General features: G+C 74.0%; 24 protein-coding genes and 1 tRNA gene. 9 read left to right on the top strand and 16 right to left on the bottom strand.

Annotated features, from left to right (window positions below):
• Positions 1–23: 23 nt before the first annotated feature.
• Both ISOVA_RS01430 and dcd read right to left on the bottom strand, forming a co-directional pair.
• Entirely contained in the window at positions 24–1,145 is a 1,122-nt protein-coding gene (locus ISOVA_RS01430; RefSeq protein ID WP_013837484.1) for a hypothetical protein, read from the bottom strand.
• A 121-nt stretch (positions 1,146–1,266) separates the two neighbouring features.
• Positions 1,267–1,842, bottom strand: a complete 576-nt coding sequence (dcd, locus tag ISOVA_RS01425) for a dCTP deaminase (protein ID WP_041295013.1) — start codon at positions 1,840–1,842, stop codon at positions 1,267–1,269.
• 134 nt (positions 1,843–1,976) lie between these two features.
• Here dcd and ISOVA_RS01420 point away from each other — a divergent pair.
• Positions 1,977–2,047 (top strand) — tRNA-Gly (locus ISOVA_RS01420).
• Positions 2,048–2,187: 140 nt separating this feature from the next.
• Here the strand turns inward: ISOVA_RS01420 and ISOVA_RS01415 are convergent.
• The 3 genes from ISOVA_RS01415 to ISOVA_RS01405 form a co-directional block, all read right to left on the bottom strand.
• Positions 2,188–3,261 carry a pirin family protein gene (locus ISOVA_RS01415; protein WP_013837482.1) on the bottom strand — a complete coding sequence of 358 codons (1,074 nt, stop codon included), beginning with the start codon at positions 3,259–3,261 and terminating at the stop codon, positions 2,188–2,190.
• Between the two features lie 744 nt (positions 3,262–4,005).
• Positions 4,006–5,010 carry a hypothetical protein gene (locus ISOVA_RS01410; RefSeq protein ID WP_013837481.1) on the bottom strand — a complete coding sequence of 335 codons (1,005 nt, stop codon included), beginning with the start codon at positions 5,008–5,010 and terminating at the stop codon, positions 4,006–4,008.
• 90 nt (positions 5,011–5,100) lie between these two features.
• A complete protein-coding gene (locus tag ISOVA_RS01405) occupies positions 5,101–5,664 on the bottom strand; it encodes a DinB family protein (RefSeq protein WP_013837480.1) in 564 nt (187 codons plus the stop codon).
• 52 nt (positions 5,665–5,716) lie between these two features.
• Between ISOVA_RS01405 and ISOVA_RS01400 the strand changes: the two genes are divergently transcribed.
• Both ISOVA_RS01400 and ISOVA_RS15285 read left to right on the top strand, forming a co-directional pair.
• The gene (locus ISOVA_RS01400; protein WP_013837479.1) at positions 5,717–6,319 is read left to right on the top strand and encodes a TetR/AcrR family transcriptional regulator; all 603 of its coding nucleotides are present in this window, start codon (positions 5,717–5,719) and stop codon (positions 6,317–6,319) included.
• Positions 6,320–6,421: 102 nt separating this feature from the next.
• On the top strand, positions 6,422–7,231 hold the full coding sequence (locus ISOVA_RS15285; protein ID WP_049788203.1) for an MFS transporter: 810 nt from the start codon (positions 6,422–6,424) through the stop codon (positions 7,229–7,231).
• Positions 7,232–7,235: 4 nt separating this feature from the next.
• Here ISOVA_RS15285 and ISOVA_RS01390 read toward each other — a convergent pair whose 3' ends face one another.
• The gene (locus ISOVA_RS01390; protein ID WP_013837478.1) at positions 7,236–8,105 is read right to left on the bottom strand and encodes a sugar phosphate isomerase/epimerase family protein; all 870 of its coding nucleotides are present in this window, start codon (positions 8,103–8,105) and stop codon (positions 7,236–7,238) included.
• 130 nt (positions 8,106–8,235) lie between these two features.
• On the opposite strand from ISOVA_RS01390, the gene ISOVA_RS01385 reads away from it, so the two are divergent.
• Positions 8,236–8,511 (top strand): HPr family phosphocarrier protein, encoded by a 276-nt coding sequence (locus ISOVA_RS01385; RefSeq protein ID WP_013837477.1) that lies wholly within the window; start codon positions 8,236–8,238, stop codon positions 8,509–8,511.
• A 9-nt stretch (positions 8,512–8,520) separates the two neighbouring features.
• Here the strand turns inward: ISOVA_RS01385 and ptsP are convergent, their stop codons facing one another.
• Positions 8,521–10,194 carry a phosphoenolpyruvate--protein phosphotransferase gene (ptsP, locus tag ISOVA_RS01380; protein ID WP_013837476.1) on the bottom strand — a complete coding sequence of 558 codons (1,674 nt, stop codon included), beginning with the start codon at positions 10,192–10,194 and terminating at the stop codon, positions 8,521–8,523.
• Between the two features lie 119 nt (positions 10,195–10,313).
• On the opposite strand from ptsP, the gene ISOVA_RS01375 reads away from it, so the two are divergent.
• Positions 10,314–10,778: a PTS sugar transporter subunit IIA gene (locus ISOVA_RS01375; RefSeq protein WP_013837475.1), complete on the top strand. Its 465-nt coding sequence runs from the start codon at positions 10,314–10,316 to the stop codon at positions 10,776–10,778.
• Positions 10,779–10,821: 43 nt separating this feature from the next.
• On the opposite strand, the gene ISOVA_RS15860 is transcribed toward ISOVA_RS01375, so the two are convergent.
• Positions 10,822–11,772, bottom strand: coding sequence for an MBL fold metallo-hydrolase (locus ISOVA_RS15860; RefSeq protein ID WP_013837474.1), 951 nt, complete (start codon positions 11,770–11,772; stop codon positions 10,822–10,824).
• Positions 11,769–12,344, bottom strand: a complete 576-nt coding sequence (locus tag ISOVA_RS01365; RefSeq protein ID WP_013837473.1) for an ArsR/SmtB family transcription factor — start codon at positions 12,342–12,344, stop codon at positions 11,769–11,771. The genes ISOVA_RS15860 and ISOVA_RS01365 overlap by 4 nt, the downstream gene beginning before the upstream one ends.
• Positions 12,345–12,437: 93 nt before the next feature.
• On the opposite strand from ISOVA_RS01365, the gene ISOVA_RS01360 reads away from it, so the two are divergent.
• Positions 12,438–13,094, top strand: a complete 657-nt coding sequence (locus tag ISOVA_RS01360; protein ID WP_013837472.1) for an HAD family hydrolase — start codon at positions 12,438–12,440, stop codon at positions 13,092–13,094.
• 7 nt (positions 13,095–13,101) lie between these two features.
• Here the strand turns inward: ISOVA_RS01360 and ISOVA_RS16645 are convergent, their stop codons facing one another.
• The 5 genes from ISOVA_RS16645 to ISOVA_RS01340 form a co-directional block, all read right to left on the bottom strand.
• A complete protein-coding gene (locus ISOVA_RS16645; RefSeq protein ID WP_013837471.1) occupies positions 13,102–13,260 on the bottom strand; it encodes a hypothetical protein in 159 nt (52 codons plus the stop codon).
• A 76-nt stretch (positions 13,261–13,336) separates the two neighbouring features.
• The gene (locus ISOVA_RS01355; protein ID WP_013837470.1) at positions 13,337–14,191 is read right to left on the bottom strand and encodes a carbohydrate kinase family protein; all 855 of its coding nucleotides are present in this window, start codon (positions 14,189–14,191) and stop codon (positions 13,337–13,339) included.
• 70 nt (positions 14,192–14,261) lie between these two features.
• Positions 14,262–15,566, bottom strand: coding sequence for an asparaginase (locus ISOVA_RS01350; protein ID WP_013837469.1), 1,305 nt, complete (start codon positions 15,564–15,566; stop codon positions 14,262–14,264).
• A 93-nt stretch (positions 15,567–15,659) separates the two neighbouring features.
• Positions 15,660–17,621, bottom strand: a complete 1,962-nt coding sequence (locus tag ISOVA_RS01345) for an NHL domain-containing thioredoxin family protein (protein ID WP_041294735.1) — start codon at positions 17,619–17,621, stop codon at positions 15,660–15,662.
• Positions 17,622–17,875: 254 nt separating this feature from the next.
• Positions 17,876–18,097, bottom strand: coding sequence for a hypothetical protein (locus tag ISOVA_RS01340; protein WP_013837466.1), 222 nt, complete (start codon positions 18,095–18,097; stop codon positions 17,876–17,878).
• Between the two features lie 144 nt (positions 18,098–18,241).
• Between ISOVA_RS01340 and ISOVA_RS01335 the strand changes: the two genes are divergently transcribed.
• The 3 genes from ISOVA_RS01335 to ISOVA_RS01325 all read left to right on the top strand — a co-directional run bounded on the left by ISOVA_RS01335 (position 18,242) and on the right by ISOVA_RS01325 (position 21,039).
• Positions 18,242–19,078, top strand: a complete 837-nt coding sequence (locus tag ISOVA_RS01335) for an aldo/keto reductase (RefSeq protein WP_013837465.1) — start codon at positions 18,242–18,244, stop codon at positions 19,076–19,078.
• A gap of 255 nt (positions 19,079–19,333) precedes the next feature.
• Positions 19,334–20,389, top strand: coding sequence for an IS110 family RNA-guided transposase (locus ISOVA_RS01330; RefSeq protein ID WP_013837464.1), 1,056 nt, complete (start codon positions 19,334–19,336; stop codon positions 20,387–20,389).
• 14 nt (positions 20,390–20,403) lie between these two features.
• On the top strand, positions 20,404–21,039 hold the full coding sequence (locus ISOVA_RS01325) for a hypothetical protein (RefSeq protein WP_013837463.1): 636 nt from the start codon (positions 20,404–20,406) through the stop codon (positions 21,037–21,039).
• A 9-nt stretch (positions 21,040–21,048) separates the two neighbouring features.
• Here the strand turns inward: ISOVA_RS01325 and ISOVA_RS01320 are convergent, their stop codons facing one another.
• Both ISOVA_RS01320 and ISOVA_RS01315 read right to left on the bottom strand, forming a co-directional pair.
• Positions 21,049–21,417, bottom strand: a complete 369-nt coding sequence (locus tag ISOVA_RS01320; RefSeq protein WP_221927830.1) for a hypothetical protein — start codon at positions 21,415–21,417, stop codon at positions 21,049–21,051.
• Between the two features lie 78 nt (positions 21,418–21,495).
• The gene (locus tag ISOVA_RS01315) at positions 21,496–22,533 is read right to left on the bottom strand and encodes a chymotrypsin family serine protease (RefSeq protein WP_013837462.1); all 1,038 of its coding nucleotides are present in this window, start codon (positions 22,531–22,533) and stop codon (positions 21,496–21,498) included.
• Positions 22,534–22,571: the final 38 nt, after the last annotated feature.

Below are 22,571 nucleotides of genomic sequence, written 5' to 3'. Positions count from 1 at the left end.
GAGGACGGTGCCCGTGACCGGTGTCACAGGTCGGCGGGGTCCAGCAGGAAGTCGAACTCGTCGGCCACCTCGCCGCCCACGGCGTCGTGCAGCACCTTCGCGCAGCGCGCCACGAGGTCGGCCGCGCGCTTGCGTGCCACGACGTGCGCGGGCTGCGGGAACTCCTGCTGCGACTCGACCAGGTCCGGCGGGTCCCAGCGCACGCGGTAGCTCACCGCTCCACCGGCGGCCCACGGCAGGTCGCGCAGCAGGAGCGGCAGGTTCTCCTCGCCGTTGATCTCGACGGTGACCCACCCGTCGAGGCCGAGGTCGACCACGACGCCGTACCCGTCGAGGACCATCGGGGCCTGGAGCGCCGCGATGTCGAAGTCGTCCGCGCGCGCGTGGATGGCCCGGCGCAGCTCCGGGTCGAGGTCGTCGCCCGGGAAGGCCGGACGCTCGGCGATGCCCTCGGGCGGGCCGAGGTACTCCTTGCCCTGGGTCGCGAGCGCGAACCGGGGGTGGGCCGAGCGCAGCACGCGCTCGGCGGCCTGCGGGTCGAGCCACACGTCGGAGTAGACCGTCATGTCGACCGCGACGCCCGGGTCGGGGGTCAGCACGACGCCGGCGCCCGGCCCCCGCCGGCCGCCGTCGGCCGGGTCCCACAGGCCCGCGACGTCGAGCCGCACCGAGCCGCCGAGCCGGCGCGCGGCCGCGACGAGCCACGTGACGACGCGCTCCTCCTCGCGGTGGGGCAGCCCTGCCGGGAACGACCGCGCGAGCCCGTCGCGGTCGCCGCCGAAGGCGGGGGGCGCCTCGTCCCAGCGCTCGCGCGGGCACAGCACGTCGAAGACCGTCGCGGTGCCGGCCGGCAGGCCGAGCTCGAACCCGTCGCCCGCGGGCGCGTAGGGGCCGGCGAGCGAGCTGTGCCGGGTCAGGCGCAGCAGCCCGGTCTCGCCCGGGCCCGCCATCCGCCCCACGGGCAGGTCGGCGCCGGGCAGGTCGGGCGGCACGACGTCCCAGCGGGTGCCGACGAAGCGCGACATCGCCAGGACCTCGACCTCGTCGACGACCACGTCCGCCGGGAGCGCGAGCAGGTGGCGGGCCTGGTGGCCCTGCGCGGACACGCGCGGCACGGGGGGCGGGGTCGCGGTGGGCTGGGCCATCTGGCGGAGCTCCTTACGGGTCCTGAGCACGCCGGGGGCGTGACCCGCGCCGGATCCGGCGCGGCGGGACCGAGCGTAGCGACGCCGACCGTCCTCGTGGAACGTGCTCATGACCCGACCGTCAGACGTCGGTGCGGTGGAACGACTGCCACGACCGGCTCGCCGTCGGGCCTCGCTGACCCTGGTACCGCGAGCCGTACACGCTCGAGCCGTACGGGTTCTCGGCGGGCGACGAGAGCCGGAAGAAGCACAGCTGCCCGATCTTCATGCCCGGCCACAGCGTGATCGGCAGCGTCGCGACGTTGCTCAGCTCGAGCGTGACGTGCCCCGAGAAGCCGGGGTCGATGAACCCGGCGGTGCTGTGCGTCAGCAGGCCGAGCCGGCCCAGGCTGGACTTGCCCTCGAGACGCGCCGCGACGTCGTCGGGCAGCGTGACCGCCTCGAACGTCGAGCCGAGCACGAACTCGCCGGGGTGCAGCACGAGCGGCTCGCCCTCGTCCACCTCCACCAGGCGCGTGAGCTCGGGCTGCTCCTGCGACGGGTCGATGAACGGGTACTTGTGGTTGTCGAACAGCCGGAAGAGCTTGTCGAGCCGCACGTCGATGCTCGACGGCTGGATCATCGCCGGCTCGTACGGGTCGAGGACGACGCGGCCGGCGTCGAGCTCGGCGCGGATGTCGCGGTCGGAGAGCAGCACGGGCACACGGTAGCCCGCGAGCCTGGGCGCCGCCGGGATGTCCGCGGTGCCCGACGGCGGTGCGTGCGTCGGGTTCGGACTTGTCCGGGACGTTCGGTATGATCGGGGCGCGCACACCGTCATCGGCGTGCAGCGCGGGTGTAGTTCAATGGTAGAACTTCAGCTTCCCAAGCTGACAGCGCGGGTTCGATTCCCGTCACCCGCTCACGAGCAGAAGCCCCCGAGCCGCGTCACCGGCCGGGGGCTTCGTCGTTCCCGGGCGCGTGCTCCTGGTTCGTTCGGCAGTCCCGGACTCGGTCGGCACCTCGAGGTGCCGACCGACTGCCGTAGTGCCGATCGAACCTGTCAGCTCATCGCGGGCGGCTCGGGCGCGACGTCGGTGTTGCGGCCCGTGGGCCGGGTGCGCGGGCGCAGGCGCACGTCGGGCAGGGCCGGCGCGCGCAGCGGCCCGCTCGCGTAACCGCGGACCTCGCCGAACCGCCGGCTTGCCGCACCGGGCGCGTACGCGGTCTCGCCGTCGGGGCCGTCGACCATCTGCGCCATCCAGTCCGCGCGGGCCCGCTCGATCTCCTCGTGCGTCCGGCCGACGAAGTTCCACCACATGATGATGTCCTCGCCGAAGGGCTCGCCGCCGATGAGCACGGCACGGACGGCGGACCGGCCCGCCGTGACGACGACGCGCCGGGGCCCGGGCGCCACGTAGGCGAGGGCGTCCTGGGGCACCGGCTCGCCCGCGAAGGTGGCGTCCCCGTCGTCGACGAGCAGCGCGTGCTCGAACACAGGGTCGACGTCGAGCTCGACGCTCGCCCCGGCCGGCAGGTCGAGCTGCGCCCCGACGAGCGGGGTGTACGTCCGCGCGGGCGAGACGAGGTCCTCGCCGCCGACGCGCAGGCGGCCCATGAACACCTGGACGCGCGCGCCGCCGACCTCGGCGACCGGCAGGTCGGCGTGGTGCTCGAAGTGCGGCTCGACGTCGCGGTCCGACGACGGCAGGACGGTCCACAGCTGGACGCCGTGCAGCGTCGGGGGCCGCTCGCCCGCGGGCGACTCCTCGGAGTGGGAGATGCCCACGCCCGCGGTCATGAGGTTGAGCTCGCCCGGCCGCACGGTCTGCAGAGAGCCGACCGAGTCGCGGTGGAGGATCTCGCCCGCGAACAGCCAGCTGACCGTCTGCAGGCCGATGTGCGGGTGCGGCGGGACCTGCATCCCGGCCGAGCGCGAGACGTCGTCGGGCCCGTAGTGGTCGCAGAAGCACCAGGCCCCGACGAGCGTGCGCTGCCGCTGCGGGATGGTCCGGCGCACGCTCATCGCGCGCGGCCCGCCGAGCGGGACGTCGCGCGGCGTGAGGAGCTCGACGCCCTCGCCCCGCTCCCCCGCCGTGCACACCTGCTCGTCCGGCCGGGTCTCCAGGTTGCTCATGCACCGAGCGTAGGCCGCGGGGTGCGCCGACGTCTCAGCACCGTCCCGGCTCGTCCCGGGCACAGCCGAGGCCCCCCGGGGCGGCCGGGGGGCCTCGGAAAGGGACCGCGTACCCCTGGTCGACGATCCCGGGGACCAAGGGCGCCGTGGTCGACGTCACGGCCCCGGCGCGACCCGTCGGATCGGAGGGGCGCCTTCGTCCTCAGCCCCTCCGGCCCGTTCTCCACGAGCACGCCGGACGCGGGTGGTCTTCCGGCCCCGTACAGGCACCTGCGTCGTCACCCGCAGCCCGCACCGCGGTACGGGACGGCCCGTCGTTCTCCGGTCGACCGGTGTCTCTCCGAGCGGGCGGGCCGGCCGCTGCAGCGGCGTCGCCGTCCGACCTCCTCGAGACCGGTACGCACGTTTCTAGACCCGCGTCCCGAGGTCTGCAAGAGGTCACGGCGACCCGATTGTTGACCACAGGTTCGTCCACAGCCAGGGGCGCGGAATACCCACGTCGCCCACAACCCTGTGGACGAAATTTGTGGATGACCGGCCGGTCGAGGAGGCACCCACCCGGCCGTGGTCTGCGGAAGGATCGGCGGGATCTCGCCGATTTCACCCACACCGGGTGCCCGGGGCATCTGTTGCCCGGCGCGGTTGCGAGCACGGGCCTCCACAGGTCCCGTCGCAGGTGAGACGGGCGTCACACCCCTGTGCACACGCCCCTGTGGACAACCTCATGGAGTGGCTCAAGGCGCGTCAGACCCACGCGCGGGTGGGCGCGGCGTCGTCGGTGCGGCGCCCGACCTCCTGCGCGGTGGCCACGAACCCGGCGTCGTCGACGAGCGTGCCGTGCACGCGCGAGTGCAGCAGGAGGGCCAGGCGCGCGACCATCGAGCGCATGCGTGCCCGCGCGATGACGTGCACGCCCGACGGCTGCTCGACCTGGAGCTCGTACGGGTCGTGCGGCCGCCATCCCAGGTGATAGGCGAACGGGCCGTACTCGCGCCAGTCGAGCGTCACGAGCGCACGCGGCACCCGCTCGACGCGCTCGGCCTGGACGACCAGAGCGCCGTCGTACGGCGTGGCGCCGACGAGCCGGTACCGCGTGGACCCGTCGGGCGCCGTCTCCTCGGCCTCGAGCTGCGCCGTCGCGACGAGCGTGCGCAGCGCCGCCAGCATGTCCCCCGCCCCGACCGGGTGCGCCGAGTAGAGCGAGAGGTCGACCGCGCCGGACGGGTCGGGCCGCATGACCTGCCGGCCGTCCGCCAGGACGGCCCCGCCGACCTTGCGCGCGACGGCCACGGCCCACTGCACGAGCCGCAGCTCCTCGCCCTCGGGCAGGGCGCTCGCGAACGCGCGGGCGATGCCGTCGCGGTCGTCGTACGTGCCGGGGCGGGCTCCGCGGACGTCGACCATCCCGTCCGCGCGTCCCAGCGCCCACACCTGCCCGGGCCCGGTGAGCCCGAGGTGCGCGACCTGGTCGGCCGTCACCGGGAAGGGGCCGTCGGCGCAGTGCTCGGCGCCGACGCTCAGCCGGCCGGGACCGGGGGGCGCCGCGGGAGCGGCCGCGGACTGCACGCCGCGGAACCGCGCACCGGCGATCCGGCGCGGCCGGGACTCCTGCACGGGCTCGTGGAGCCAGCCGACGTCGGCGAACCAGGCACCCGCCAGGTCCGGCAGGGACGCGGGTGCGCCCTCCGGCAGCACGAGCAGATGCTTCGACGCATGCTCGGCGGGCACGAGCGCCTGGACGTAGGACATGCCGTGAAACTACCGGCCGCGTCGACACATGGGGAGCCCCTTGTGCTACGGACGTGTTACGGCTGTGTGACGGGCGGTGCGCCCCGCGTGTCAGGCCTTGACGTCGTGCAGGTGGTGCACGACGTCGTGCAGGAAGTACGCGCCCAGCGTGCGCACCGTGAACACCGACCCGTTGCTGCGGCGGCCGGGGCGCTCGTGCTGGTCCGGGGTGACGGCGTCGAACCGCGCGGCGACGGCCTCGCCGGAGGCGGCCAGCTCGTCGGCGACGACCGCCGGGTCCTGGGTGGCGTAGGCGCCCTCGATCGCCGCCGCGTCCTGGTCCCAGTTCGCGAACCGCGGGTCGTCCTCGGCGAGCATGAGCGCGAGCCGGTCGTCGAACACGCGGAACACGTCGCGCACGTGGGCGCCGTACTCGAGCGGCGACCACACGCCGGGCGCGGGGCGCTCGCGCGCGTCCGGGCGGGCGAGCGCGGCGCGCCAGCGCGGGAGCGTGCCGCGCACGGCTCCCCCGACCTCGGCCACCTCGACGTCGGCGGCGACGAAGCCGCACTCCGGGCAGGGCCGCTCGAGCACCCAGGTCCAGTCCTTGGTGTCGGGGACGACGTCGTCGGGCCGGCCCTGCGAGGCGTCGGCGCCGCTCGTGGAACTTGTCACAAGGTCGAGCGTAGCGGCGAAGGTGCTGACAACGCGACCCTATGATGTCAGCATGCCCAAGATCATCGGCAAGAGCCTCCACGAACACCGCCAGATGACGCGGCACAAGCTGTTCACGGCTCTGTCGACGCTCATGTCGGAGCGGGGCTTCGACACGATCACGCTCGCCGACATCGCGGCCGCCGCCGGCGTCGGCCGCACGGCCGTGTACAACCACTTCCCCGACAAGGAGGCGCTGCTCCTCGGCTTCATCACGCACGAGACCGAGCAGTACGCCCAGACGCTCGAGCGCGCGCTCGCCGAGGTCGACGACCCGGTCGAGCAGCTGCGCACCTACATCCGCCAGCAGGCGCAGCTCGCGCGCGTGTTCCACCTCGCCCCGGGCCCCGACCTGCGCAGCGTCCTGTCGCGGCCGACGCAGGCGCGGCTGCGCGAGCACGCCGAGATCGTCGAGGCCATCCTCAAGCGCATCCTGCGCGCCGGCGTCGCCGCCGGCGAGTTCCCCGAGCAGGACATCGAGCCGACCGTCCAGCTCGTCAACGCGTGCCTGTCCGGCCGGCTCATCCCCGACGAGCCCGGCCCGCGCGAACGCGCGATCCGCGCCGCCGAGGCGTTCGTGCTGCGGGCGGTCGGCGCGCCGGTCGCGGCGGCCTGACGGCCCGCTGCTCGTCTCGGGCGTGGCCGTCGCCGCCCTGCTGCCCTGGCTGCTGTTCGCCATCCCCGCGGGCATCCTGCTCGACCGCGTGGACTCGAGACGGTGTACGACGGCGCGATCCGGGCCGTGCTGCCGTCGATCGTCGCGCGCAAGGACCTTGCCGCGTCGTCGTGCCGCTCGCGGTCGGCGCGACGGCGTACGCGGCGGGGGCGGTGCTCGCCCTCTTCCTGCCCGTCGCGGCGGCAGCTGAGCGCGGGCTACCGGTTCGTGCGCGGCCACGACATGCTGTGGCCCCTGTGGATGCTCAGCGTCGCGATCGGCGTGTGCCACTCGGCCGCGACGAGCACGTACGTGCTGTTCGCGCTCGACGAGGTCGGCGTGCCCGAGGCCTGGTACGGCACGTTCCTCCTCGTCGGGGCGGCGGGCGGGCTGCTGGGCTCGCCGGTCGCGGGACGGCTCGGCGAGAGGTTCGGCACGGGCCGCGTCATGGCCGCGGCGAATGCGCTCGGCCTCGTCGCGTGGGTCGCCGCCTGCGCCGCGTCCGTGCTCGGCGTCGCGGCCGCGGCCATGTTCGTTTCGTTCGGCTGCACGGTTGTGTGGAACGTGCACGTCATGTCGCTGCGGCAGGCGCTCGTCCCGGACCGCATGCTCGGCCGCGTCCACGGCACGTGGCGCACGCTGCTGTGGGGCGCGATGCCCGTCGGCTCGCTCCTCGGCGGGCTGCTCGCGCGCGGCGGGCTCGAGCTGCCGCTGCTCGTCGGCGGCGGGGCGGGGCTCGTCCTGGCGCTCGCGGGCTACCGGTTCCTCGCCGGCCTGCCCGACCCCGCGGACGTGCCGCCGTCCGACCCGGCCGACGACGCCACCTCGGACGCGACCGCCGACGACCCGTCGGGCGCCCGGCACGCCGGGTGACCGCTCAGGGCCCGTGCCCCCACGCGTCGGCCGGTCGGTGGTGGTGCTCGGGCGGCGGCGGCGTGTACGCCTCGGGCTCGGGCGAGAGGTAGGCCCGCGCGAAGTGCAGCGCGGCGTCGAGGTCCGAGTGCCGCTCGTGGGCGGTGCGGGCCTTGCGCGTGGAGATCTCGACGACGACGTCGCCGGTGAAGCCGCGCCGCACGAGCTCCTGGAGCACCTTGTCGCAGGACATCTGCCCGCGCCCCGGCACGAGGTGCTCGTCGCGCGCCGAGCCGGTGCCGTCGGCGAGGTGCACGTGGCGCAGCCTGTCGCCGAACCCGTGCACGAGCTCGAGCCCGTCCTGCTGCGCGACCGCCGCGTGCGACAGGTCGAGCGTCACCGCCTCGTAGTCGTGCTCGGCGGGGTCCCAGCCGGGCAGGTACGCCTTGAGCTCGCGCGCGCTGCGGTTGCGCGTCCGCCACGGGTACATGTTCTCGACCGCGACCGTGATGCCGCTGTCGGCGTTGAGCTCGCGCACGAGGTCCTGGAACTGCCGCGCGTACTTGTACTGCCAGCGGAACGGCGGATGCACGACGACGGTGCTCGCCCCGAGCTCGCCGGCCATCTCGACGCTGCGGCGCAGCTTGGGGGCGGGCGACCGTCCCCAGACCCGCTGGCTGACGAGCAGCGTCGGGGCATGGATCGAGCGGACCGGCATGCCGTGCTCCCGCGCGAGCCGCGCGAGCGTGTGCACGTCCTGGGTGACGGCGTCGGACCACACCATGACCTCGACCCCGTCGTACCCCAGCTCGGCCGCGACCTCGAAGGCGAAGCCGGCGCGGCGCGGGTACACCGACGCCGTCGAGAGGGTCACGGGGATGGTCGCGTCGGGCATGCGGTGCACCTTAGAGGCCGTACCTGGCAGGTCGCTGCCCACGGTACTCGTAGCGACCCGTCGTCGCCCCGGACGCGCGGACGCCGCGCCGGTCGCTAGGCTCGGCGCACCAGCCGCCAAGGGAGGCACTGTGGAACGGTCCGTCGTCGTCGCCATCGCCGAAGGGCTGCACGCGCGGCCCGCCGCGCTCTTCGCCCGCGCCGCCGGGCGTCAGCCCGTGCCCGTGCGGATCGCCAAGCCGGGCGGGCCGGCCGTCGACGCGTCGAGCATCCTCGGGCTCATGACGCTCGGCGCCGACGCCGGCGACGAGGTCGTGCTCAGCACCGAGGCCGACGACGACGTCGCGAGCGCCGCGCTCGACGAGCTGGCCGACTTCCTCGCTCAGGAGTCCGTCCCCTCCGTCTAGCGGCCGGCGTCAGAGGGCGAGCTCGTCGAGCAGCGCCGCCAGCCGGCCCCGCACGGCGGCGCGCGCCGACTCGGCGTCGGGCTGCTCGCACGCGAGCCGTGCGAGCTCGGCGCACTCCTCCGACGTCGTCGCGCCCAGCACGGCGGCGACGTCGCCGAGCGCGCGCGGCGTCATCGACAGCGACGACACCCCGAGCCCGACGAGCACCGGCGCGAGCGCCGGGTCCGCCGCGGCCTCGCCGCACACGCCGACGGGGCGCCCGTGCGCCGCGGCACCCTCGCAGGTGGCACGCACGAGCTCGAGCACGGCGGGCTGCCACGGCGTCGACAGCGTCGCCAGCTCGCCGAGCACGCGGTCGGCCGCCATCGCGTACTGGATGAGGTCGTTGGTGCCGAGGCTGCCGAACGCCGCGTGCTCGAAGATCCACCGCGCCCGCAGCGCCGCCGCCGGCACCTCGACCATGACGCCCGCCTGCTCGAGCCCGTGCTTGGCGCACGCGGCGACGAAGTCCCGCGCCTCGGCAGGCGTCGCGACCATCGGGGCCATGACCCACACCTCGGCCTCCTCGGCCGCGGCGGCCTCGGCGATCGCCTGGAGCTGCCGGTCGAGCACGTCCGGGTGCCCGACGGCGGTGCGCAGCCCGCGCACGCCGAGCGCGGGGTTGGGCTCGTCGTCGGCGGTGACGAAGCCGAGCGGCTTGTCGGCGCCCGCGTCGAGCGTGCGCACGACGACGCGCCGGCCCGGGAACGCGGCGAGCACCCGCCGGTAGGCGCTCACCTGCTCGGCGACCGACGGCTCGGCCGCACGGCCGAGGAAGCAGAACTCGGTGCGGAACAGGCCCACGCCCTCGGCTCCCGCCTCGGCGGCCGCGCGGGCGCCGTCGGGGTCGGCGACGTTCGCCATGAGCTCCACGGGCACGCCGTCGGCGGTCCGGCCCGGACCCTGGAGCTCGCGGCGCGCGGTGTCCCGGTGCTGCGCGGCGGCCACGGCGTCGGGGTCCGGGTCGCGCACGACCGAGCCGGAGCCGCCGTCGAGCAGGACGGTCTCGCCGTCACGCAGGTCCCCGGCGCCCGCGACCGCGACGACCGCGGGGATCCCGAGCGAGCGCGCGAGGATCGCGGTGTGCGACGTCGGGCCGCCGCCGCTCGTGACGATGCCGAGCACCGTCTCGGGGTCGAGCGTCGCGGTGTCGGCCGGGGCGAGGTCCTCGGCCACGAGGACGAACGGGTGCCCGGGCTCGGGCACGCCGGGCGGCCGCGCGCCCGTGAGCTCCGCGACGATCCGGTCGCGCACGTCGCGCACGTCCCGCGCCCGCTCCGCGAGCGGGGGGCCGAGCTGCTCGAGCTGCGCCGCGAGCGACCCGGCGGCGTCCCAGACGGCGCGCGCGGGCGTCACGAGGTCCTCCCGGACGCGGCGCTCGGCGTCGCTCGCGAGCGTCGGGTCGCCGGCCATCGCGGCCGTGACCGACAGGACGTCGGCGGCCGTGCCCCGGGCGCGGTCGGCGCGGTCCACGAGCCGCTTCTGCACCGCGGTGCTGGCCGTGCGCACGGCCTCGACCGCGGCGTCCGCCTCGTGCGCGTGCAGGCGCGTGGTCGGCGGCTCGGGGACGGGCTCGGGCATCGTCACGACGACGCCCGCGGCTCGGCCGGGGCTCACCGGTGAGCCGGTCAACGTGGTGGTCATCGCGAGGGTCTCCCGTCGCCCCGGGCAGGTGCGGTTGCGCACAGCCTGGACCGAGCCCCACCATGCGTCAAGCAGAGCCGCCGGTGCGTCCACCGGTGCCCGCCGACCGAGGAGGAACCGTGGACAGCCTGAGCGTGCTCGCGCCCGTCACCGGACGGGTCGTGGCGATGTCGTCCGTGCCCGACCCGGTCTTCGCGCAGGCCATGGTCGGCCCCGGGCTCGCGATCGAGCCCGACCCCGAGCGCGGGCGCGACGTCGTCTCTCCGCTGTCCGGGACGGTGGTCAAGCTCCACCCGCACGCATTCGTCGTCGCCGCCGCGAGCGGTCGCGGCGTGCTCGTGCACCTCGGCATCGACACCGTCCAGCTCCACGGCGAGGGGTTCACCGTGCACGTCGCCGAGGGCGACGCCGTCACCGCGGGCCAGCCCGTCGTGTCGTGGTCGCCCCGGAGGGTGTCCGACGGCGGGCGCTCGCCCGTCGTGCCCGTCGTCGCGCTCGACGCCGCCGCCGAGGCGCTCGTTCCCGCCGCCGTCGACGGCGACCTCGTCGAGGCCGGGGACGCGCTGTTCGACGTCGAGGAGTGAGCCGCGGCGTCGGCTGCCGACCGGCGGCGGCCGTGCCGTGGCCTTACGTGCGGGTGGCGCCGGGTCGTCGCCACGGTTCGTGCACGTGCGCGAGCCAGACCCTCTCGGGATCGAGCGCGCGGATCCGCCGCTGACCCTCGGTGCGTGGCTCGTCCAGCTCCCCGAACCACACTGCCGTGTCGCCGCAGACGACGTCCGGACGTCCGCCGGTCGTGACCACCACGACCTGTGAACCCGGCGTGTGGCCGGGGGTCGGGACGAGCCGGACGCCGGGAAGGATCTCGAGCTCCCCGTCGACCGGCACGTACTGCAGGCCGGGCGCGTCGACCCACTCGCGGATCGTGTAGTCCTCCTCGCCGCGGGCGTCGTCGAGCTCGCGGCGCTGGACGTAGATCGGCCGTCCGGGGAAGAGGTGGTTGCCACCGCAGTGATCGGCGTGAAGGTGCGTGTTGACGACGATGTCGATGCTCGCGACGTCGACGTCCTGCTCGCTCACGGGATGGAGGCGGGGATCGAAGGCCGCCACCACCGCCGGGTGCAGCTCCGTCATGCCGGTGTCGACCAGGACGCGACCGTCGAGCGTCGGGGCCGAACGCGACCGTGCCCCAGCCCGGAGGATGCAGCTGCCACCTGACGCTGCCTCGATCACGAACTCGGTGGCTATCGGGGAGACCGACGCCAGCTCCTCGTCGGTGACCTCGTGTCCGCTGGTGTCGGCCACCCACTCGCGCATCTCCTCGGTCATCGGCCACGGCTTCTCGTACGCGAGACGCCGATTCGGGGTGTAGTCGGTGACGACGCCGGTCGACCGGAACCCCCGTGATCGAACGACACCTCGCAACCCTCCCGGGGGGTCCAGCCGGACCGGCACCATCCACGCCGAGATCCCGTCGGCGGTTGCGATGGCATCCCACACCTGCTCCGGAGTGGCGGCCAGCTCTCGCGTGTGCTCGACCCGGTGCTCGACGCCGTCGCCGCGGTCAGGATCGGTCACGAGTCCTCCTTGGGCCGGGGGTACGACGAGACGGTGAGACGGTGAGGTCGCCCGTCATCGTGGTGATACCTGGCGGCGAGCTTGGCGACGGCCGTCTGCAGCTCGGCGGCGAACGCGGCGCGTTCCTCGGGCGACACGAACCCGATCACCGTGTCGATCGTCAGGGTCGGTACCCGCGTCCCGGTCCCCGCGTCGTCGATGATCGACCCGACCTCGGAGACGGTCCGCGCGTTCACCGCGACCAGATAGGCGGCCGAGAGACGATCGGCGATCTCGTTCGGGTCGGGAACCGTGCCTTCGAGCACGTCGGGGGCGACGACGAGATGCCGTGCCGAGCGCTGCACGTAGCGCTCGGTGATACCGCCCCATACGCGTTCGCCGGTTGGCTCGACCAGTCCGTGAGCCTCCAGCGCCTTCAGGTGGTAGTTCACCCTCTGGCGAGTCAACCCGACCGTCGCCGCCACCGATGCTGCCGACCCTGGTTCGGCCAGAGCGTCGAGGATCGAGGTACGGATCGGATCGAGCGCCACTCCGACCGCACCCGCGTCTGCGACTACTCGAACATCGTCCACCGCTCGACAGTACGCTTTGACAAAAAATCATGTCACGACCTCCGGCCATCACCGCACCGTCGTCCACCGGACGACCCGGTTAGAGTCGCGAGCATGGTGCGCGCGGTGGTGTTCGACGTCGGCGAGACGCTCATCGACGAGTCGCGGATCTGGCTCCGCTGGGCGGAGCGGCTGGGCGTGCCGCCGCTGACGTTCCTCGGGGTGCTGGGCGGGTGCGCGGCGCTCGACCTGCCGCACCGCAGGGCGTTCGAGATGCTGCGCCCGGGCTTCGAGGTCGAGGACGAGATCGCACGCTGGGCGACGGAGGACCCCGACGGCCTGCGCGAGAACTTCGACGCCGACGACCTCTACCCCGACGTGCGCCCGGCGCTCGCGGCGCTCCGCGACGCAGGGCTCGCCGTCGTCGTCGCCGGGAACCAGCCGCCGCAGGCGCGCGCGGCGCTCGAGACGATGGACCTGCCCGTGGACGCGATCCGCACCTCGGACGAGTGGGGCGTCGAGAAGCCCGAGCCCGCCTTCTTCGACCGCGTGGTCGAGCTCGCCGGGGTGCCGGCGTCGGACGTCGCGTACGTTGGCGACCGGCTCGACAACGACGTGCTGCCCGCCGCCGAGGCGGGCATGCTCCCCGTCCTCATCCGGCGCGGCCCGTGGGGCTACCTGCACGCCGAACGCCCCGAGGCCGCGCGGGTCGCCGTGATCGACTCGCTGCTCGAGCTGCCCGACCTCCTGGTCCCCTCGGCCGCTCGGTGAGGCCCGCTCAGCCCTCCTCGGGAAGGCCCTCCTCGGGCTCCATCGTGTTGGGCTCGGTCATCGTGCCGCCGACGCCCTCGTCCGACAGCTCGGACGCGTCCGTCTGCTCGCGCTCCTCGTCGGGGCGGTCGTCGCCCTCGTAGGTGCCCTCGTCCGTCTCGCTCATCGACGTCTCCTCGTTCTCGCGTGTCCGGCCAGCGTCCGGCGACCGCGAGCCGCTTGCAACCCCCGCCCGGCCGGGGTCAGCGGAGCGGCACGAGGTCCGGGCTCCGGACGACCTGTGCCGCGTGGTGCGCACCCGCACGCATGGCATCGGCGAGCGACGCGCCGCGCAGGTGCGCGTCCAGAAAGCCGGCGAAGAACCCGTCACCCGCGCCGTTCGTGTCGACGACGTCGACGACCGGTTCTGCCGGCACCTCCACGAACCCGTCGGCAGGCGTGAGCGCGGTGGCGCCGTCGGCTCCGTGCGTGCACACGACGAGCCGAGCACCGGCCTCGGCGCGCGCAGCCATGAACTCCCGCCAGCCCGGCATGCGGTCGGAGCTGAGGAAGACGTGCGTCCCGGCGTCGACCCACGGCCGGTGGAACGCGGTGGCGCCGTCGTAGTCGTGGAGGTCGACCCAGACGTCGCGCCCCCTGGCGGTGGCGGCCCGGAGCACCGGGAGGGACGGGAGGCCGAGGTCGACGACGACGGCGTCCCCGGCGTCGAGCGCCTCGAGCGTCGCGTCCCATGCGGGGCCGGAGGCGGGCACCTCGCCCGGCGCCTGCAGGTAGACCGACACCCGCCCGCCGCGCGCGTCCATGAGGTTGAGGTGACGCTCGGTGCGGCCGTCGGGCGCCTCCTCGGCAAGGACATGGACGCCCTCGGCCTCGAGCGCCGCGCGCACCTTCGGCGCGTGCTCGTCCGTGCCGAGCACGGTCCGCAGCGTCACGTCGTGGCCGAGGCGCGAGAGGTTCATCGCCTTGCCCGCCGACGTGCCGCCGACCGTCTCGTGATGGCGGCGCGCGAAGACGGTGTGCGGCCGCGGCTCGGGCAGGTCGTCGACGTGGACGAGCGTGTTCCACGACGCGGGCCCGGCCACGAGGACACGATGCATGCGGGGAGCCTAGCCGCGGCGAACGGCCCCGCACCCACGGGGTGCAGGGCCGTTCGACTCGTGTGGTGGCTCAGGCACCCGGCGTCGCGGACTTCGGCGACGCGTTGCCGTTGCCCCGGCCGGTCGGCGTGAACTCCGGGTTGCCGACCTGCTCCACCCAGGTGCGCACCTGCTCGACGTCGTCGCTGAACGTCAGCGAGAGCGCCAGCAGGAGCCGCGCCTTGATGGGCGTGAGGTCGCCGCCCGCGATGACGTTGCCGCTCCCGCCGTACACCGAGCCCGAACCCGTACGGGTCGTCGTCAGGAAGACCACGCCGTCGTTCGCCGCGGCGGTGCGCGCCTGGCCCATCGCCCGCGAGATCCCGCCGGCGCCGGTGCCCGCCGTGACGATGCCGTCGACTCCCGCCTGGTGGAACGCGGCGATCGACTCGCCACCGGCCTCCTGGTACGAGTACACGATCTCCGTGCGCGCGATCTCACTGCCCTCGACGGTCGACAGGTCGAACGGCGTCATCCAGTCCTGAGGTCGGTCGCACGCCTGGACACGCGGCGTGGCCCGGCCGAGGGTGATGTCGTTCTGGTCGACCCAGCCGAGGACGCCGTACTCACGGGACTGGAAGGTGTCCATGCGGTACGAGTTCGTCTTGGTGACGTCGCGGGCCGCGTGGATCTCGTCGTTGAGCATGAGGACCGTGCCGTAGCAGAACGTCGCCTGGCTCGCCGCGAGCTTGACCGCGTTGTAGAGGTTGGCGGGGCCGTCGGCACCGAAGACCTGGTCACCCTCGCCGTCCTGCCACGGCCGCATCGCACCGGTGGTGACCACCGGCTTCTGCGACTGGACGGTGAGGTCGAGCCAGTACGCGAACTCCTCCTGCGTGTCCGTTCCCGTGGTGACGACCACCCCGTCCGAGCCCTTGAGAGCGTCCTCGACCGTGCGGGTGAGCGCGTGGAACTGCGCGATCGTGTAGCCAGACGAGCCCGAGTTACCGAACTGGACGACGTCCACGTCCGCGATGGCCCCGAGCTCGGGCTGAAGCTGCGCGACGAGCTCCTCGCCCGTGATCGTCCCCGCGCGATAGCTCGAGAACGTGTCGCGACCCTGGGCGACGCCCGCGATCGTGCCGCCGGTCGCCACGAGGGTGACCTTGGGCTTGGTGCCGTTCTTGGCCATGGCGGCGACGGACGCGACCGCCGCATCGTAGCGCGCCGACGTCGTCGGCGACTCGACCGTGACGGGTGCGGCCGCAGGCGCCGGGTCCGGGGCCGTCACGTGCGTGACCGCGCCGGCAACCAGCGCTGCGACGGCGGCAGGGGCGACCCAGCGGCCGAGGATCGACCTGACGCGGGACCGGGGGTTCATCTCGTCGGTGCTCATGCCGGCATTCCTACCGACCGCGCGCTACCGACCCATTTCCGAATCGTTTCGAACGCCGAACGGCCGTCTCGCGACGGTCGGCCGGCGCCCGCGTCACCCCCGCAGAGGCAGGTCGAGACGGGACGTGCCGCCGTCGACGACGCGCACCGGCACGCCCCAGTCCTGCTGCGCGAGGTGGCACGCGGGGAAGAAGTCCTCCGGCTCGCCGTCGGGCCCGAGCGGCTGGTCCTCCGGCGGCAGGTCGCACGACGCCGCCTTGGCGGTCACGTGCAGGACACCCTCGGTCACCTCCGGGTTGATGACGAGGTCGCGGTGCAGCTCGACGCCGTCGCCCGCGCCGTCGAGCAGCAGCTCGGGCGGCGTGGCGCTCACGCGCAGCGAGGTCGACGGGCCCCAGCGGTCGTCGAGCTTCTGGCCCGGCGCGGGGACGAACGGCACCTCGAGGCGCAGAGAGCCGGCGCCGATCTCGGTCGCGGGGCGTGCCACGCGATGCGCTCCGCCGTCGAGCACCTCGCCCGCGAGGCCGGCGGGCAGCGCGATGCGCGTGAGGCGGTGCGCCGTCGACTCGACCACGAGCAGGTGCACCGCGTCGCCCCCGACCTGCACGACGACGTCCGACGGCTCGGCGAGACCGCTCGCGAGCGTCGTGACCTCGTTCGAGGCGGGGTCGTACCGGCGCAGCGCCCCGTTGTACGTGTCCGCGACGACGGCCGACCCGTCCGAGAGGGCCGCGACGCCCAGCGGGTGCTGCAGCAGCGCCTGGTCCGCCGCGCCGTCGCGGTGGCCGAAGTCGAACAGCCCCTGCCCGACGGCGGTGCGCACCTGCACCTGACCGTCCGCGGCCGGCGTGACGAGCCGCAGGGCGGACGTCTCGGCGTCGGCGAGCCAGAGCGAGCCGTCAGCGTCGGAGCCCAGGACCGGCGCGAGGCCCGAGGGCTGCGCGAACCACGCCGTCCCGCCCGGCCCGTCCTCGAGGCCCTCGTTCATCGTGCCCGCGAGCAGGCGGACGGTGCCGCTCTCGGGGCCAGGCTCGAAGGCCCACAGCGTGTGGTTCCCCGCCATCGCGACGACGAACGCGCCGAGCTCCTCGGACCACGCCACGTCCCACGGCGAGCTGAGCCGCACCGACCGGGCCGGGTACGTCTCGGCGGGGTCGAACGCCAGGGCCGGGCCGCCGTCGTCGGGCAGGACGTTCTCCGGTCCCCCGACCATGAACTGCTCGCCCGTCCCGGCGACCGTGGTGACCTCGCCCGTCTCGAGCCGGACACCGCGCAGCGCGTGGTTGACCGTGTCGGCGACGAGGACGTCGTAGCCCAGCGTCGCGCGCAGCACCTCCGGCACGAGGCACAGGCCGTTCGGCTCGCTGAACCGCGCGACGTCGGCCGCGCCGTCGACGAGCCCACGCGCGCCCGAGCCGATGCGCCGCACGAGCGTCTCGCCGTCGGGCGCGAGCTCGGCGAGCGAGTGGTGCCCGGCGTCGGCCACGAGCAGGTTGCCGTTCGGCAGCGCGACCGCCTTGGCCGGGAACCGCAGCGTGCCCGACGTCGGCTCCGGCGGCACGTACGGCGCGTCGCCGCGGTGCAGGGTCCCCTTGGCCTCGTGCTCGCCGACGAGCTCGCGCACGAGCGCCGCGATCGCCGACGCGTGCCCCTCGCCGGCCATCTGCGCGACGACGTAGCCCTCGGGGTCGACGACGACGAGCGTGGGCCACGCGCGGGCCGTGTACGAGCCCCAGGTCACGAGCTCCGGGTCGTCGAGCACCGGGTGGTGCACCTCGTACCGCTCGACGGCCGCCGCGAGCGCCACCGGGTCCGCTTCGTGCTCGAACTTCGGCGAGTGCACGCCCACGACGACGAGGACGTCCCGGAACTGCTCCTCGAGCTCGCGCAGCTCGTCGAGCACGTGCAGGCAGTTGATGCAGCAGAAGGTCCAGAAGTCGAGGAGGACGATCTTGCCGCGCAGGTCCGCGAGCGTGATCGTGCGACCGCCCGTGTTGAGCCAGCCGCGACCGACGAGCTCGGAGGCGCGGACCTTGGGGAGGGAGGTGGTGCTCACCGGGTCATTGTGCAGCCGCCCGGAACCCAGGCTGTAACCGGGCACCCGCCAGCTCCCTGCCGCGAGATCGACGCAGGCCGGCGACGCCTCTTCCGCAGGACTCCCTGGGTGGTGCGGGCGACGACCCCGATGGCTGTCTCCATGACCGCCGTCGAGGACCTGACCGAGAAGCACGTGCGTCTGGCGCACGAGCTCGCCGCGACCTACGACGGCTGGGGCGCCCTCCTACCGCCGCGTGGGTGACCGGCGGTCGCCTACAGCGCGCGGACCGGTCCCACGACGTGCACGCGCACGGGCACGCCCTCGACGACGGGCGGCACGTCCTTGCGGGCGCGCGCGTTCTCGACGTTCACCTGCAGCACCCAGTCGGTGTCGCTGCCGCGTTGGGCCAGCCCGACCCCGCACACGCCGTCGACGCCGTCGACCGCCTTGCGGAGCTCAGCCTTGGCGGCGCGGGCCTGGTCGATCGTGACCATGGGATGCACCTCCTGCGCTCCATTCTCCCCCGCGTGTCCAGACCGCGCCGCCGCTGCGGCCGGTCCGTGACTCTCAGGAACGTCCGACCGGCCCGGTGCCATTCCGGGTCCGTGACGCAGGGTCACATCGGTGAGGATGGGACGGTGACCGCGATCCCCAGCATCACCCTCAACAACGGCGTCCCCGTCCCGCAGCTCGGGTTCGGCACGTACAAGCTGCCCGCCGAGGAGACACGCGACCTCGTGCTGCGCGCGTTCGAGGCCGGCTACCGGCACGTCGACACCGCGCAGATGTACCGCAACGAGCGCGCCGTCGGCGAGGCGGTCGCGGCGTCGGGCATCCCCCGCGACGAGCTCTTCGTCACGAGCAAGCTCAACAACGCCTTCCACGCGCACGACGACGCGCTCGCGGCGTTCGACCGCACGCTCGAGGAGCTGCAGCTCGAGCTCGTCGACCTCTTCCTCATCCACTGGCCGCTGCCCGCGCTCGACCGCTACACCGAGGCGTGGGGCGCGCTCGAGGAGATCTACCGCTCCGGCCGCGCCCGCGCGATCGGCGTCTCCAACTTCCAGCCGAACCACCTGCGCCGGGTGCTCGACGCCGGCACCGTGGTCCCGGCGGTCAACCAGGTCGAGGTGCACCCCTGGTTCGGCAACGAGGAGGTGCGCGCGTTCGACCGCGAGCACGGCATCGTGACCGAGGCGTGGTCGCCGCTCGGCCGGGGACGTGTCCTCGACGAGCCGACCCTCGCCCGCATCGCCGACGCGCACGGCCGCACGCCGGCCCAGGTCGTCCTGCGCTGGCACGTGCAGCGCGGCGACGTCGTGTTCCCCAAGTCCGCGACGCCGTCGCGCATCGAGGAGAACGCGCGGATCTTCGACTTCGCCCTGGACGCCGACGAGATGGCCGCGATCACGGCGCTCGACCGTGGCGAGCGCACCGGCTCCCACCCAGACGAGGAGAACCGCACCGACCGGTGACGGGCGGCCCTACCCTCGGGTCAGTGTGAGGGTGGATGTGCCGCGGTTGCGGTGGTTGGATCCCTTCACGTCTGGTGCCTGGCTCATAGCCTCGGTGTCGGCCTGTGGCCTGACCTGCATGCGTTGTGCCGGCGCCGGGTGTGAAGGGACCGGCCGGCGTGACTTGATAGGAGCGTGGCGTCGCCCCCACTGAGATGTGTCCGCCGGCCGGTCCGACCGTCCCCGTCACTGATCAGGTGAGAGGAGGCAACCACCATGGTTGTCGTTGTCGGTGCCGATGTCCACAAGCGTTCGCACACGTTCGTCGCGGTCGACCCGGCCGGCCGCCGGCTCGGCCAGCTGACGGTGAAGGCCGATGCCCAGGGTCATGACAAGGCGGTGCGCTGGGCCGAGTCGACGTTCGGGACTGACCTGCGGTGGGGCGTCGAGGACTGCCGGCACCTGTCGGCCCGCCTGGAGCTGGACCTGCTGGACGCCGGGCAGCAGGTGGTGCGGGTGCCGCCGAAGATGATGGCCGAGCAGCGCCGGGTCGCCCGCACCCGGGGCAAGTCGGACCCGATCGACGCCCTGGCCGTGGCCCGTGCGGTGCTGCGCGAGCCCGACCTGCCCGCCGCGTCCCATGACGAGGCGTCGCGGGAGGTCAAGCTGCTGGTCGACCACCGCGAGGACCTGGTGCGGCAGCGCACCGCGATCATCAACCGGCTGCGCTGGCACCTGCACCGGATCGACCCGGCCCTGGACCCGGCGCCCCAGTCGTTGGACCGGGCGTCCACACGGGCCCGGCTGGCGGAGTTCCTCACCGGCATCGAAGGCATCGATGCCCGCCTGGCCCGCGAGCTGCTCGACGACGTCGCCGCGCTCACGGCGCGGGCGGACGCGCTGGCCAAGGAGATTGCCCAGCTGGCTGACCAGCTCGCGCCCGAGCTGCTCGAGCTGCCCGGCTGCGGGCCGCTGACTGCGGCCAAGATCCTCGGCGAGACCGCCGGGATCAGCCGGTTCGCCCACGAGGCCAAGTACGCCATGCACGCCGGCGTCGCGCCGATCCCGGTCTGGTCCGGACGCACCGCCGGCAAGGTCCGCCTCAACAAGTCGGGCAACCGGCAGCTCAATGCGGCCCTGCACCGCATCGCCGTCACCCAGATCCGCCTCGGGGGGCTCGGCAAGGCCTACTACGACAAGCGGCTCGCGGCCGGCGACTCGAAGACCGAAGCCCTGCGCTGCCTCAAACGCCGACTCGCCCGAGTCGTGTTCAACACCCTCAAGAACGCCCAGCAAGCTGCCGCCGCAGCACAGTACGCGACAGCGGCTTGACATAGGAGAAACACATGGTCCCGTGGCTCGAGGTCTTCGGCTGGCTCGGCTCGATCCTCATCGTCTTCTCGCTCACGCAGGCGCGCGTGCTGCGCTTCCGGTGGCTCAACCTCACCGGCTCCGTCATCGCGACGGTCTACAACGCGATCTTCACCATCTGGCCGTTCGCGGCGATGAACGGGGCGATCGCCCTCATCAACGTCTACTGGCTCGTGCGCCTGTACCGCGAGGCGCACGACGCCGCGACGTACGAGGTGGTCGAGGTCGCGCCCGACGACGCGTACCTGCGCCACGTGCTGCGGACCCACGCCGACGACATCGCCCACTGGTCGCCCGGGTTCGACCCGCACGCCGACCCCGCCGGGCGCTCGGCGTTCCTCGTGCAGCGCGGCGACGAGACGGTCGGGGTCGTCGTGGTGCGCGACGCCGGCGGCGGCGAGGGCGTCGTCGAGCTCGACTGGGTCAGCAGGCGGTTCCGCGACTTCACGCCCGGCGAGTTCGTCCACCGCGACAGCGGCATCTTCACCGGCCGCGGCTTCACGCGCGTCGTCACCAGCCTCGACGCCGTCAAGGACGCCGCCTACCTCGAGCGCATGGGCTTCGTGCCCGACGACGGACGCTGGGTCCGCGAGCTCGCCCGGGCCGCGTAGCGCTCCAGGTCAGACGACCCGGCGCGTCGTGCGGATGCCCACGACCAGCCCGACGACGCACGTCGCCGCGGCGGCGACGACGCCCCACAGCACCGCGGCGTCGTCGAAGCGACCTGCGAACAGCACGCGCTCGGCGTCGACCATGTACGTGAGCGGGTTGAACCTCGCCGCGACCTGCATCCAGCCAGGGCCGGCCTCGAGCGGCAGCATCATCCCGGACAGAAGATGCCGAGCAGCGCGAGCCCCGTGAGCGCCCAGCAGCGGGGCGAACTCCTTGAGCGCCCGGCCGACGAGGATCGCGGACCGGTCGAGCGGCGTCGCGAGCACGCGCTCGTAGGAGCCGGTCATGACCTCGTAGAGCAGGTTCGAGCCCGTCATGGACGTACCGAACAGCGAGATCATGACGATCACGCCCGGCACGAACCACTGCAGCGTGTTCGCCGACGGCGCAGCCCGTCAGGTCGCGAGCCCCACGCCCAGCGCCTCGAGCACCGTGTCGATCGGGTTGACGTACGTGAGCCCGGTGCCGTTGGTGCCGCCCGTCTCGGAACCGGCGAACAGCAGGCCGAGCGCGACGCCGTCGGCCCGGTACACCAGCGAGCCGGAGTCGCCGCCGCGCGAGAACGGCCCGCTCCCCGCGGACTCGACCTCGATCTGGTCGTCGAAGGCGAGGACGCCGAGCTCGTCGCCGTAGCCCACGAGGACGTCGTCGAGCTCGATGGCCGTGACCCGGCCCTGCGTCAGCGCGGTGGTGCGGCCGATCTTGGCGACCTCCTCGTCACCGCGCGGGCGCGCCGTCGTCGTGACCCGCCCCACCGGGTAGTCGAGGTCGACGCCGATGCCGTCGTCGAGCCGCGCGAGCGCCGCGTCCACGGTGGCCCGCTCGCCGCGCGCGAGCGGCACCACCTCGGCGAGCTCGCCAACCCGGTCCTCGGGCTCGGACCCGCCGTCGGCCGGTCCCGGCTGCACGACGACGTCCCCCGGCCTCGCCTCGGGCGACCCGGCGAGCACGTGGTAGTTCGACAGGACGTACGGCGCGTCGTCGGACCCGTCGCCCGCGCGCACGACGAACGCGCCGAGCGTCCCCGCCGTCACGTCGACGTGCGCGATCGAGACGCCGGGCCGCAGCGGGCGTACGCGGTCGGTCTCGCCGAGCGCCTGGGCCGTGACGACGGGCGGGCGCGGGCTGACGGCCTCGTCACCGCCGCCGAGCGAGCGGATGCGGCCGGTGCGGCGCACGTCGGCCGTGTCGCCGGCCTCTGCCGCGACCTTGCGCACGATCGCCCGCGCCGTCGGGACGCCGAGCCGGTAGCGGACCGCGATGCCGTAGGAGCCGCCGTCCTGCAGCGCGATGCCGAGCGCGATCGTCGGCGCCCGCATGGGGTCGCCCTCCTCGAGCGCGTACGGCTGCGCGGGCACACCGTGCTGCTCGGCCAGGTCACGGGCGAACGCCGCGAGCTGGGACTTGGTCTCGCGTGCCTCGGTCAGCTCCATGCGGAGAGTCTGACCCAGCGGTCCGACACCCGCCCGTG

The organism is Isoptericola variabilis 225, from assembly GCF_000215105.1.
Lineage (GTDB): Bacteria > Actinomycetota > Actinomycetes > Actinomycetales > Cellulomonadaceae > Isoptericola > Isoptericola variabilis_A.
Note: the sequence above shows the minus strand (reverse complement) of the source record. Positions and strands in the feature narration are given on the sequence as shown.